Here is an 11,107-nt window from a genome sequence, read left to right as displayed (position 1 = left end):
ACCGTTTCCGCCGCGGGGGGGGGCCGCGCCGCGCCGGCGCGCACACCGTTTGGGGCCGGGCCGCCCCCCCTCTGCCCAGATCGATCCGCCCCGGATGCAGCGACTCGAGCGTGCCGAACTGCTCGGCGACCACCAGCGGCGGATGATTCGGCAGCATCACCCCGCCCGACCCGACCCGGATCCGCGACGTCGAGGCCGCCAGATGCGCCAGCACCACCGCGGGCGCCGCGCTCGCGATGCCGGGCATGTTGTGGTGCTCGGCCACCCAGAACCGGCGAAAGCCCAGCTCCTCGGCGTGTTGGGCCAGCCGCGTCGTCGCGTGCAGCGCGTCGCCCGCGGTCGCGTCGGCTTGCACCGGCGCCAGATCCAGAACCGACAGCGTGACCGCGCTCATGAGCCTCCTCGACAGTGAACAACCCCAGTGATGGCCAACCCGCGCCGAGCTGCCGGTATTTCCGCCTGCCGGTGGTGGTGACCCTGGCCACGATTGCCGGACGGTAGCGTGCAGCACTGATCGACGCGACGGAAGGACACGATCCATGTCAGCTGACGGCACCGGCCTATCCACCGAAGCCGTATCGGCGCCCGCCCCGACAACCGAATCGGAGGGGTACTCGCGCGGCCTGAGCCCGCGCACCATCCAGATGATCGCCATCGGCGGCGCGATCGGCACCGGCCTGTTCTACGGTGCAGGCGCCGCGATCGAGCAGGCGGGACCGTCGCTGATCCTGGCCTACCTGGCCGCGGGCCTGGCCATCTTCGTCATCATGCGCGCGCTCGGTGAGCTGCTGACCTACCGGCCCGTCTCCGGCAGCTTCGCCGAATACGCGCACGAATTCCTCGGCCGCTTCGCCGGTTTCGCGACCGGCTGGTCGTACTGGGCGGTGTGGGTCTCCACCTGCATGGCCGAGATCACCGTCGCAGGCAAGTACGTGCAGTACTGGTTCGACATCCCGCAGTGGGTGACCGCGCTGGTGGTGCTGGCGGTGCTGTTCGCCGCGAACCTGATCTCGGTGCGGATCTTCGGTGAGGGCGAGTTCTGGTTCTCGGCCATCAAGGTGACCGCCATCCTGGCGATGATCATGATCGGCATCGGCGTGCTCGTGTTCGGCTTCGGCCACGCCGCCGATCCGACGGTGACCAACCTGTGGGCCGACGGCGGCGTGTTCCCGCACGGCTTCGGCCAGACCCTGCTGGTGCTGCAGATCGTCGTGTTCGCCTATGTCGGTGTGGAGCTGGTCGGCGTGACCGCGGGGGAGGCCCGCGATCCGAAGGCCACCCTGCGCAAGGCGATCAACACCCTGCCGTTCCGCATCGGCCTGTTCTATGTCGGCGCGCTGGTCATCATCATGTCGGTGGCGAGCTGGCGCAGCTTCCACGCGGGCCGCAGCCCGTTCGTCGAGGTGTTCGAGCAGATCGGCATCCCCGCCGCCGCGGGCATCATCAACTTCGTGCTGCTCACCGCGGCGCTGTCGTCGTGCAACTCGGGCATCTACTCCACCGGGCGGATGCTGCGCAGTCTGGCGCTGCGTGACGAGGCGCCCGAGCGGTTCGCGGCGCTGAGCAAGCAGTCGGTGCCGTTCACCGGCATCTGTGCCTCGGCGGGCGCGATGGTGATCGGTGTCGTGGTGAACGTGATCTCGCCGGACAAGGCCTTCGCCTACATCACCTCGGTCAGCACCGTCGGCATCATCGTCGTCTGGGGCGTGATCCTGGTGTGTCACCTGAAGTACCGCGCCAAGGTGCGGGCCGGCGAGCTGCCCGCCAGCGACTACCGGCTGCCCGGAGCACCCGTGACGAACTGGGCCGCACTGGGATTCCTCGGCCTGGTCGTCGTGCTGCTGCTGTGGACCGACGGTGGCCGCACGGCGCTGGTCGTCGGTGCGGTGTGGGCCGCGCTGGTGTGCGCGGGCTACTACGCCTTCGGCCGCCGCGGGCTCGCCCACACCGGGTAGCCCCAGACCCCCCGTTTGCTGGAAAGCCACTGGCAGACAAGCGTTTTCTGTCGTACCCCACCGGTATCGTCGAAGGGTCACACAAACGAGCCCGGCGCGAGTGTGGCCGGGCGGTGCGAGAACGGGGGCACGGGATGAGTGACATCGACCGTGGCGATCTGCTGCCACCGAGCAGGCATGGAACCACCTGGCGCGAATCGGAATACCGGATACTGGCCGACGACTTGCGGGCCGGGGCCGATCTGGTGCGCACCGCGCGGACGGTGGGACGCACCGAATCCGCGGTGCGCGCCGCCCTCCGCAATTTCGTGCCACCGGAGGAACGGGTGTCGACGGCCGAGCGCGAACGCTGGATTCGCGGGCGCCTGGTCGCCGAGCCGGAGTGGGATTGGTGGGCGGTGGTGGTCGACCACCACCGCCGCAACCGCAGCGGATTGTGGTTCACCCGGCACGAGCACTGCGCCCGGATCGGCTGGCGCAGACGCACCCCGATGACGGCGCTGGCCCAGGAACTGGGCACCTCGGAGCTGTTGGTCGCCGAGCTGCTGCGCGCGCTCGGGCTGGTCGAGAGCATCGAGGAGGCCGCCGATCAGCTGGGCGCGACACCGGGACTGGCACTGGCCAAACGGGTCTCGGCCCGCCGCGACGACGCGGTCGGCGCCCGCTGGATCCTGGTGATCGACGGCGCGGCGGGCACCACGCGATCACGCAATGCCCCGGTCCGCCGTCAGGTCTCGCTGCACGAGACCCGCGCGGCCGCCGAGGCCGAACGCGACCGGGTGCTGGCCTGGCACGCGCGGGTCGGTGCGGGCGAGCCGGAATCGCCGGTGTGGTGGACCATCGCCGAACGCGGCCTCGGCGCGACCACCGGGCACACCCGCTGCGGCACCTTCGACCCCACCGCCGCCTTCGGTGGACCGGTCCGCGCCGAGGCGCTCACGGTGGGCGACGTCATCCGGGTCGCAGTCCCCGACGGCGGCTTCCTGCAGGACCGGATCACCGCGATCGTCCAGGCGGGCGCGGGCGCCCCGATCATCGTCGACCTCGCGCCGGTGGCGAATTCGCGGGTGCGTCGCGTCGTCGAGTTCGCCCCGGGCGAGGTCGTCGACGTGGTGCGCGGGCTGGAGGAACGCGCGAGCTGACCGCTCAGCGCTGGGGTGATCCGCGCAGCACCGCGCGGATCATCTCGGTGCGCAACGGAAAATCGAACTCGCCCTCGGCGGTCTCCGGTGTCGCGCGAAGGTAGTCCCGGAGGCGGGCGAGCAGTGCGGCTCGCTGGTCCGGGTCGATCACCACGGTGTGCGAGTAGGTGCCGATCGTCAGTACCAGTGAATCCGCGGTCCGTCGATGCGTGTGCGGGAACTCCGCCTGCTCGAACGCCGCGAACAGCGGATGCTCGGGCAGTTTCTTCTCCGCCGCGGGCGGTGGAGACGACACGTCCGATCGGGCGGCGCGCTGGAGCCCGGCCATCCACGCGACGTGATCGTCCTCGACGTTTCTGAACGCGGCGAACACCCCACCGGGCCGCAGTACCCGGGCGATCTCGGGGAACGCGCGTGCCCGGTCGAACCAGTGGAACGCCTGCCCGGCGACTACGGCGTCGACCGACCCGTCCGGCAGCGGAATCGCTTCTGCCGTCCCGGGCAGCGCGGTCACCGACGGATACCGGCGGACGAGCTCGGCGAGCATCGCCTCGTCGGGTTCGACCGCGATCACCTCGGCGCCGACCGCCAGGAGCCCGTCGGTGAGCTTGCCGGTGCCCGCACCCAGATCCAGCACAGCGGGAACGTCTTTCGCGCCCAGCGGCTCCAGTGCCCACCGGATCCCCGCCGCCGGATAGTCCGGCCGATGTTCGGCATAGACGGCGGCTTGCGCTCCGAACGAACGTGCCCGTCGCGCGCGAAGTGCAGCCTGATCAGTCGAATCCCCAGTTCCCCGCACGCCTCGACGATACCGGCGCCTTCACCTCGCGGCGACGCAATCCGTGCCGAGCGACAGCAAGGCGACAACTGGTAGCCGCGTTCCGATCACCCGCGCCGGTCAGCCGGCCTGCGACGTGGTCCGGCGTCGAGCCCGCGACAGTGTGAGACTGCCGAATGTGCTTGCGTGGCAGGGTGATCCGTATCAGTCCGCCGAGTGCTCGAGATCGGTCGGTTTCCGCGCGCCCGGCATCGTGACCGCCGCCGCGAACAGCGCGACCGCCATGACGAGCAGGGTGACGAACACCAGGTGGATCGCGTGGGCGAGCTCGCCGGGGTCCGGCCGGTCGACACCGCCGACTTGGGCATTGACGATCGCGCCGAACACCGCGACACCGACCGCGCTGCCGATGGACCGGGCGAACATGGTCGCCGAGGTCACCACGCCACGCTCCGACCACGCGGCACTGGTCTGCGCCGCGATCAGGGTGGGATTGGCGACCAGGCCCATGCCGGCGCCGATGAGGAAGCATGTCCCCGCGATCTGCCACGGGCTCGCGTGCGCGCCGATCGGCAGCAGGGCGGCACAGCCGACGACCGCGATCGCGCTGCCGATCAGCGCGGTCGTGCGAAAGCCGAACCGCAGATACAGCGTGCCCGCCTGGGAGGCGGTGATCGGCCAGCCGATCGTCCGCGCGCCGCCCGTCAGCCCGGCGATCGTCGCGCTGGTGCCGAGGACGCCCTGGGCGAAGGTCGGCACATAGGAGGTGAGGCCGAGGACGACCGCGCCGATCAGCATCGACACCGCACTCGCCGCGACGACCACCCGGCGGGTGAAGATCCACAGCGGCAGAATCGGATTCGCGGCCCGGCGCTCGGCGAACCCGAACACGATCAGCACGACCACGCTGCCCGCGAACAACCCCAGGCTCATCGGGGAGTTCCATGCCCACGACTGGCCGCCCTCGAGCAGCGCGAGGATCAACGCGCCCGCACCGAGGGTGAGCAGTGCCGCGCCGAGATAGTCGACCGACTGGCGCGGACCGCGCGGTGCGGTCTCGGTGAAGTTGCGCAGCAACATGATTCCGGCGATCGCCGCCAACGGCAGATTCACCAGGAAGATCCAGCGCCAGCTCGCGAAATCGGCGAAGGCGCCGCCGACCAGCGGGCCGAGCACCGCGGACCCAGCCCACACACCGGCCAGATAGCCCTGCACCTTCGCTCGCTCGGGCAAGGTGTAGAGGTCACTGGCGATGACCATCGTCATCGGCTGCACCGCGCCGGCGCCGATGCCCTGGATCGCCCGGAACACGATCAGCGCCACCATGCTCGTCGCCAGCCCGCACAGCAGCGAGCCGAGCGCGAACACCGCGATCCCGAACAGGATCACCGGTTTTCGCCCGACGGTGTCGGCGATCTTGCCGTAGATCGGCACTGTCACGGCTTGGGTGAGCAGATAGATCGAGAACAACCACGGGAACAGCGCGAACCCGCCGAGGTCGGTGGTGATGGTCAGCACGCCGGTCGCGATGATGGTCGAATCGAGTGCGATCAGACTCGTCGACATCATCAGCGAGGCCAGAATCGCGCCGCGCTCGGAGCGCAGTCCGACTGAAAAACGCAGAGTATCGGTCGCCACCGCGTTCCCCCCCCAACTTCGTCAAACAACTCAATGCACTGTATCGGTGCGATTGCCAGCTACAAGGCGACGTGGTCGTTTGAGCGGTGTGCTCGGTTCCGAGGCGGAGGGCACTGCAGGTCCGGCGGCGTCAGCCGCGCCGCGACACCGTGACCCGAACCGACCCGGTGAGTGGCCCGATCGAGGAGATGACGCCCAGGTTCCGAAACGTCACCAGACCTGCTCGCTAGAGCCGCGCGACAGCGACCGGCCACGACCATCGCCCAGAAACCGACCTCGGACGCGGCGCTGGTGAGCGACACGGCATCGCGAGCTGCTTCGCGTGAATGTGTTGTGAGCTTGGAAGGAACCTTGCCGGTGCTCACCAGGGCAACCTTCGTATTCAGCCACGCCCCGACCCGGCGACCCACACCGGCCCGGTGAGCAGCCAGATCACGGTGATCACGCCCAGGCTGCCGAACACGCCCATGAGCTGTTCGCGCTGCTCGGCGTCGGCCACCGTGTAGCTCAGCAGGAGGGTGAGCACGCCGGCGATGGCGGCCGCGCCGAGCCAGCGCGCGAAGTCGGCCCACTCCTTATGGGCGCGTTCCGGACCGTCCTTCGGCACCTTCACCGGCGCGGGTGCGCCCGCGAAGCGATAGGCGAACCGCGCGTCGAGCCACTCGATCAACCGATGCCCGAACATCACCGTGCAGCCCAGATAGATGCCGGCCAGGCGATGCGCGAAACCCACCTCCCCGCCCCGGTGCAGATCGATGGCCACCGCGACCACCAGGACCACGTCCAGTACCGGAACCAGGGCCAGCGTCACCAGGCCCGCGCGCCGCAGCCTCGCCACGTAGCGCAGCAGCAACCCGCCCACCACCAGCACCCAGAAACCGACCTCGCACGCGGCGATCGTCAGCAGTACGGGGTTGTTGAGTTCGTCCATTTCCCTACTGTGCCGGGCACACCGGTGCGCGGGCGTCCCGCTTACGGCGTGCGGGTGGTCCGTCTTTCGGCGGACCCGGGGCGCGGCCGCGGTGTGCTGAAATGGGGCATGCCTCCGTCCCGCCTGCCCCTGGACCGGCTCGCGGACGCCTTCGACAGCGCGACCTCGGCCGCCGTCGGCGTATTCCTGGTCGGGTTGCTGCTGTGGGCCGCGGGCGGCTGGTCGATCGTCATCGACCGCGATCTGTATCCATCGCCGGTGAAGCTGGCGCTGCTGTGCGCGGCATTCGCGATCCAGCTGACCGCGCAACGCAGGCCCGCCCTCGCCTTCGGGCTGATGGTCGCCCTGCTGGCAGGCGACTTCGGATTCGGACCGTCGCTGCCGCTGTGGATCGCCCTGACCGATGTGATCTTCCTGGCCGTCAGTACCGGATCCGACCGGCTGGGCGCGGTGGTCGGCTGGTTCGCGGTATTGGTGACCGCCGGCGGTTCGCTGCTGGCGCTGACCGTTTTCGGGGTCAGAGCGGCGCTGTACGTCGGCCTGATCGGTGTCGCGCTCACCTGGTCACCGCTGGGCTACGCCCGGGCCGTGCGCGCCTCCCGCCGCATGGTCGGCGTGGAACGCAACGCTGCCCGCGCCGAGCTCGCGGCGCGCGATGCCGAACGCTCCGCCGCCCTCGGCGACGAACGCCGACGGGTGGCCAGAGATCTGCACGACACGGTGGCCGGTCACCTGTCCGCTGTCGCCATCCTCGCGGAGGTGGCGCAGAAGAACCCCGGCGACACCGCCGTCCTGCAGTCGATCCGCGCGGGCAGCCTCGCCGCGCTCGACGAGATGCGCGCGACGATCGACCTGCTGACCGCACCCGGCGACACCGCCGTCACGGCCCGGCTCTCCTCCCTGGACGGGCTGATCGACGCCGCCCACGCCGCGGGCGGTGCGGTGACCCTGCGACGGCAGGACGACCTGGCACTGCCCACCGCCGTCGAGGCGGTGATCACCCGCATCCTCGGCGAGACGATCGCGAACGCGACCAAGCACGCGCCCGGTGCGCCGCTGGCGATCGACGTGTGCCGCGACGCCACCCGGGTCGTGGTGACGGCCTCGAATCCGATCGAGCCAGGGAGACCCGAAGGTAAGGGAAACGGACTGCGCAACATGACCTTTCGCGCCGAATCGATGGACGGCACCCTCACCGCGGGTGCCGAAGACGGCAGCTGGTGCGTGCGTGCGCGGATTCCGCTGGGGGACCGATGACGGTGACGGTCGTGGTGGCCGACGACCACGCCACCATCCGGGCCGGTATCACCATGCTGCTCGAATCGTCCGGGCAGATCCGGGTCGTCGGCGAGGCGGGCGACGGTGTCGCCGCGCTCCAGCAGGCCCGTGCCCTGCGTCCCGACGTGATGCTCATGGACGTGCGCATGCCGCGCTTCGACGGGCTGGAGGCTACCGCCGCGGTGGTCGCCGAAACGACCGCGAAGGTGTTGGTACTCACCACCTTCGCCATCGACGGCTACGTCCTCGGCGCGCTCGCCGCGGGCGCGAGCGGCTTCCTCCTCAAATCCGTCGGTGGCGACGAACTGGTTCGCGCCGTCCTGGCCGTGGCCGACGGTGACGCGGTGCTCGACCCGAAGGTGACCCGCGCGGTGATCGCCGCGCTGCCCAGGGCGACGGCCCTCGCGCCGCCACCCGACCTGTCCGCCCTCACCGACCGCGAACGGCAAGTGCTCGCCGGACTGGGCGCCGGACTGTCGAACCACCAGATCGGCAGTCGCCTGCACATCGGCGAAGCCACGGTGAAGACGCACGTCTCCCGGGTGCTGACCAAGCTCGGTGTCCAGTCACGCGTGCAAGCGGCGGTGATCGCCACGCAGGTGGGTCTCGAACCGTACTGACCGCTCGGCAACGCCGCCCCGCGACCGATGTCGGTCACGGGGCAGCGTCATGGCGGGGCGGAGATCAGTGTGCGGGGTGCGGGTCCGACCGATCGCGACGGATCCGGCGAGATTCAAGCCAATAGGTCAGGAAAACGGTGGCGTAAGAGGCCGCCACTACTGCTGCGGTCACCAGAAGAAACGCGAAGATCAACGGAATCAGTAAAGCCATTTGCCCCTCCTCGCGGTACGGTAGATGCGGCGCGCTGCGCGCGCTCAGCGATGAAGGTGGTGGTCAGCGCCTCGTCGCGCCGATTCTGGACTAGCCCCGCGCTTTCGATGGTAGGGGCAGGGCGCGACGGCGGCACGCCCCGACGGGTGTGACGGCGGTCATGTTCGTCGCGGAGTGTCAGCTGCGCCATCGAAGCGGCCTGAGGTTGAATGTTCAATAGATCTGGGTTCTACCGCGTCACGAGTTCTCGACATCGGCTTCACCACGAACATCCGACGAAGGAGCACGATCGTGAGCATGATCCTGGCTGTGTTGGACGGCGCCGTTCTCGCGCAGGTAGGCAATCCCACACCGGAAGCCCCGCCGATGGCGGAGAAGGTCTTGCAGTTGGGCCGGTACTTCACCTGGATGATCCTGCTGTCCGGCGTCACCGCCATCACCTACGGCGGCGGACGATTCGCCTGGGAGAAGTGGAACGGCGGCGGTCTGCAGTCGCCGAAGATGATCGCCAGTGCCATGGCGGGTGGCGCCGTGGCGACGAGTGCGGGCACGATCATGAACGCGGTGATCGGAGCCTGACCTCCGGCCCGTGGCGTGCGGCCCCGGCTAAAGTCGGGACGTGCGTATCTTTCTCGCCGGCGCCACGGGCGTCATCGGAACACGATTGCTGCCGCTGCTGATCGGCGCGGGCCACGAGGTAGCAGGCCTGACGCGCTCCCCGGGCAAGGCGGCAGGGATCCGCGCCATCGGTGCACACCCGATCGTGCACGACGTCTACGACGCGCCCGGCGTCGCCGCCGCCGTTACCGACTTCGCGCCCGACCTGGTCATGCACCAGCTCACCGACCTCCCCGACGACGTCGCAGACCTGGCGACTTCCGGAGCGGCGAACGCACGCATCCGCACCGAAGCACCGCGAATCTGCTCGCCGCCGCGGCCGCGGCAGGCGCGAAACGTTTTCTCGCCCAGAGCATTGCCTGGCAGCCGCCCGCGGGACGCGGCGCGGTGATCGCCGCGCACGAGGCCGCGGTGCTCGACGCGGGCGGCGTCGTCGTGCGCTACGGTCAGTTCTACGGCCCCGGAACCTATTACGAGTCGACCCCGCCGGAACACCCGCGCATCCATGTCGACTCGGCCGCCGCTCGCACGATGGACTTGCTCGACGCACCGAGCGGAACCGCGGTGGTCGTCGATCCCGCGTAGTTCCCGATAGCGGCCGTCTTAAGGCGAACGGGCCGTCCACGATGTGCAGGATCTGACCAGGGGACACCTGCGCGTGGCGATGACGCCGACGATCACCGCCTACCTCATCGGCCCGCTGATGGACCGGTTCCACCGGGCGCACCCGAATGTCACCGTCGCGGTCACCGAGACCACCCAGGACCGGCTCGAAGAGGACCTGCTCGCCGACGCCCTCGACCTGGGCATCGCGTTCAGCGGCACCCACACCGCGGGTATCGACTGCACGGCCCTGTTCACCGAGGACCTGAGCCTGGTGGTCGGCGCGGACCACGCCCTGGCCGCGCACGCGGGGCCGCTGCCGATCGAGGATCTCGCCGCCCGGCCCTTGGCGCTGCTCAGCCGCGACTTCGCGACCCGCGCCTACATCGACGACTACCTCGCCGACCGCGGTGTCGCGCCGCGCATCGCGATCGAAGCGAACTCGATCAGCGCGCTGGTCGAATTCACGCGCCGCGGCACGCTCGGCACCGTCCTGCCTGATGCGATCGCCCACGCGCACCCCGACCTGCGCCCGGTCGCGCTCGACCCCGCGCTGCCGAGCCGCACGGTGGAACTGCTGCGCCGCGGCACCGCCTATCACTCGGCCGCCGCGCGTGCCTTCGCCGCGATCGCCAGGGACGCGGCAGGCGAGTTCGCGCCATAGATGGCAGCCATCGAAACGGTGATAACCAAGTATTGGACGCTATAGCTCCTGACGGGCAGGCTGGATCTCGAACAGCAACACCGAGCCGGCACCCACCGAAGGGAGCTATCCATGACCGACCTCGCGAGCGGCGTCACGCACTTCCAGCGCGACGTCTACCCCGGCAAGGCAGCGCTTTTCGCCGAACTGGCGACGACCCACACACCCCACACGCTGTTCATCAGCTGCTCCGACGCCGCGTCATCCCGGAGCTGATCACCAGCAGTGAGCCGGGCGAACTCTTCGTGATCCGCACCGCGGGCAACCTCGTGCCCGCCTATGCGCCCGGTGGCGACGGGATCGCCGCCAGTATCGAATACGCGGTCGCGGTGCTCGGTGTCTCGCGGGTCGTCGTCTGTGGCCATTCCGGCTGCGGCGCGATGACCGCGGTCGCCGAGCGCCACGATCTCAGCGCTATGCCGACGATCGCCCAGTGGCTGCGGCACGCCGATGCCGGTGCCGCCCGGGTCGGCGCCGCGGCAGCCGATCCGTGCCGGCGCTCGTGCGCGCCAATGTCGTTGCGCAGCTGTCGAATCTGGCCACCCACCCGTCCGTTTCCCGCGCGTCGACGCCGGCGACGTGTATAGGCTCTGTCACAGGATCGTATAAACCAATACGATCACACCAAAA

General features: G+C 69.7%; 14 protein-coding genes and 1 pseudogene. 10 read left to right on the top strand and 5 right to left on the bottom strand.

Features of this window, described 5'->3' with window-relative positions; all coding sequences use genetic code 11:
* On the bottom strand, nucleotides 1-394 hold a 394-nt coding region (locus ACFWPJ_RS13715), incomplete at its 3' end, for an MsnO8 family LLM class oxidoreductase (RefSeq protein WP_378850791.1).
* Between the two features lie 145 nt (nucleotides 395-539).
* Between ACFWPJ_RS13715 and ACFWPJ_RS13710 the strand changes: the two genes are divergently transcribed.
* Nucleotides 540-1,955 carry an amino acid permease gene (locus ACFWPJ_RS13710; RefSeq protein ID WP_378850788.1) on the top strand — a complete coding sequence of 472 codons (1,416 nt, stop codon included), beginning with the start codon at nucleotides 540-542 and terminating at the stop codon, nucleotides 1,953-1,955.
* Nucleotides 1,956-2,089: 134 nt separating this feature from the next.
* Nucleotides 2,090-3,097 carry a hypothetical protein gene (locus ACFWPJ_RS13705; protein ID WP_378850786.1) on the top strand — a complete coding sequence of 336 codons (1,008 nt, stop codon included), beginning with the start codon at nucleotides 2,090-2,092 and terminating at the stop codon, nucleotides 3,095-3,097.
* A gap of 4 nt (nucleotides 3,098-3,101) precedes the next feature.
* On the opposite strand, the gene ACFWPJ_RS13700 is transcribed toward ACFWPJ_RS13705, so the two are convergent.
* The 3 genes from ACFWPJ_RS13700 to ACFWPJ_RS13690 form a co-directional block, all read right to left on the bottom strand.
* Entirely contained in the window at nucleotides 3,102-3,896 is a 795-nt protein-coding gene (locus tag ACFWPJ_RS13700) for a class I SAM-dependent methyltransferase (RefSeq protein ID WP_378850784.1), read from the bottom strand.
* Nucleotides 3,897-4,079: 183 nt separating this feature from the next.
* Entirely contained in the window at nucleotides 4,080-5,513 is a 1,434-nt protein-coding gene (locus tag ACFWPJ_RS13695; protein WP_378850781.1) for an MFS transporter, read from the bottom strand.
* A 382-nt stretch (nucleotides 5,514-5,895) separates the two neighbouring features.
* Nucleotides 5,896-6,444, bottom strand: a complete 549-nt coding sequence (locus ACFWPJ_RS13690; protein ID WP_378850778.1) for a hypothetical protein — start codon at nucleotides 6,442-6,444, stop codon at nucleotides 5,896-5,898.
* 108 nt (nucleotides 6,445-6,552) lie between these two features.
* Here ACFWPJ_RS13690 and ACFWPJ_RS13685 point away from each other — a divergent pair, with 108 nt between their 5' ends.
* Together ACFWPJ_RS13685 and ACFWPJ_RS13680 are read left to right on the top strand one after the other, a co-directional pair.
* Entirely contained in the window at nucleotides 6,553-7,701 is a 1,149-nt protein-coding gene (locus ACFWPJ_RS13685) for a sensor histidine kinase (protein ID WP_378850775.1), read from the top strand.
* A complete protein-coding gene (locus ACFWPJ_RS13680; protein WP_378850772.1) occupies nucleotides 7,698-8,342 on the top strand; it encodes a response regulator in 645 nt (214 codons plus the stop codon). Before ACFWPJ_RS13685 ends, ACFWPJ_RS13680 begins: the two co-directional genes overlap by 4 nt.
* 64 nt (nucleotides 8,343-8,406) lie before the next feature.
* Here the strand turns inward: ACFWPJ_RS13680 and ACFWPJ_RS13675 are convergent, their stop codons facing one another.
* A complete protein-coding gene (locus ACFWPJ_RS13675) occupies nucleotides 8,407-8,553 on the bottom strand; it encodes a hypothetical protein (protein WP_378850769.1) in 147 nt (48 codons plus the stop codon).
* Between the two features lie 297 nt (nucleotides 8,554-8,850).
* Between ACFWPJ_RS13675 and ACFWPJ_RS13670 the strand changes: the two genes are divergently transcribed.
* The 6 genes and pseudogenes from ACFWPJ_RS13670 (at nucleotide 8,851) to ACFWPJ_RS13645 (ending at nucleotide 11,064) form a co-directional block, all read left to right on the top strand.
* Nucleotides 8,851-9,132 carry a hypothetical protein gene (locus ACFWPJ_RS13670; RefSeq protein ID WP_189033525.1) on the top strand — a complete coding sequence of 94 codons (282 nt, stop codon included), beginning with the start codon at nucleotides 8,851-8,853 and terminating at the stop codon, nucleotides 9,130-9,132.
* Nucleotides 9,133-9,172: 40 nt separating this feature from the next.
* On the top strand, nucleotides 9,173-9,562 hold the full coding sequence (locus ACFWPJ_RS13665; protein ID WP_378850766.1) for an NAD-dependent epimerase/dehydratase family protein: 390 nt from the start codon (nucleotides 9,173-9,175) through the stop codon (nucleotides 9,560-9,562).
* Nucleotides 9,559-9,756 (top strand): hypothetical protein, encoded by a 198-nt coding sequence (locus ACFWPJ_RS13660; RefSeq protein ID WP_378850764.1) that lies wholly within the window; start codon nucleotides 9,559-9,561, stop codon nucleotides 9,754-9,756. Before ACFWPJ_RS13665 ends, ACFWPJ_RS13660 begins: the two co-directional genes overlap by 4 nt.
* 22 nt (nucleotides 9,757-9,778) lie before the next feature.
* Nucleotides 9,779-10,438, top strand: a pseudogene (gene cynR, locus ACFWPJ_RS13655) (transcriptional regulator CynR); the annotation flags it as partial.
* A gap of 111 nt (nucleotides 10,439-10,549) precedes the next feature.
* A complete protein-coding gene (locus tag ACFWPJ_RS13650) occupies nucleotides 10,550-10,693 on the top strand; it encodes a hypothetical protein (protein ID WP_378850761.1) in 144 nt (47 codons plus the stop codon).
* Nucleotides 10,694-10,722: 29 nt separating this feature from the next.
* On the top strand, nucleotides 10,723-11,064 hold the full coding sequence (locus tag ACFWPJ_RS13645) for a carbonic anhydrase (protein WP_378850758.1): 342 nt from the start codon (nucleotides 10,723-10,725) through the stop codon (nucleotides 11,062-11,064).
* Nucleotides 11,065-11,107: the final 43 nt, after the last annotated feature.

This window comes from Nocardia sp. NPDC058497 (assembly GCF_042720195.1).
Taxonomy (GTDB): Bacteria; Actinomycetota; Actinomycetes; order Mycobacteriales; family Mycobacteriaceae; genus Nocardia.
This window is presented reverse-complemented; position numbering and strand designations above follow the sequence as displayed.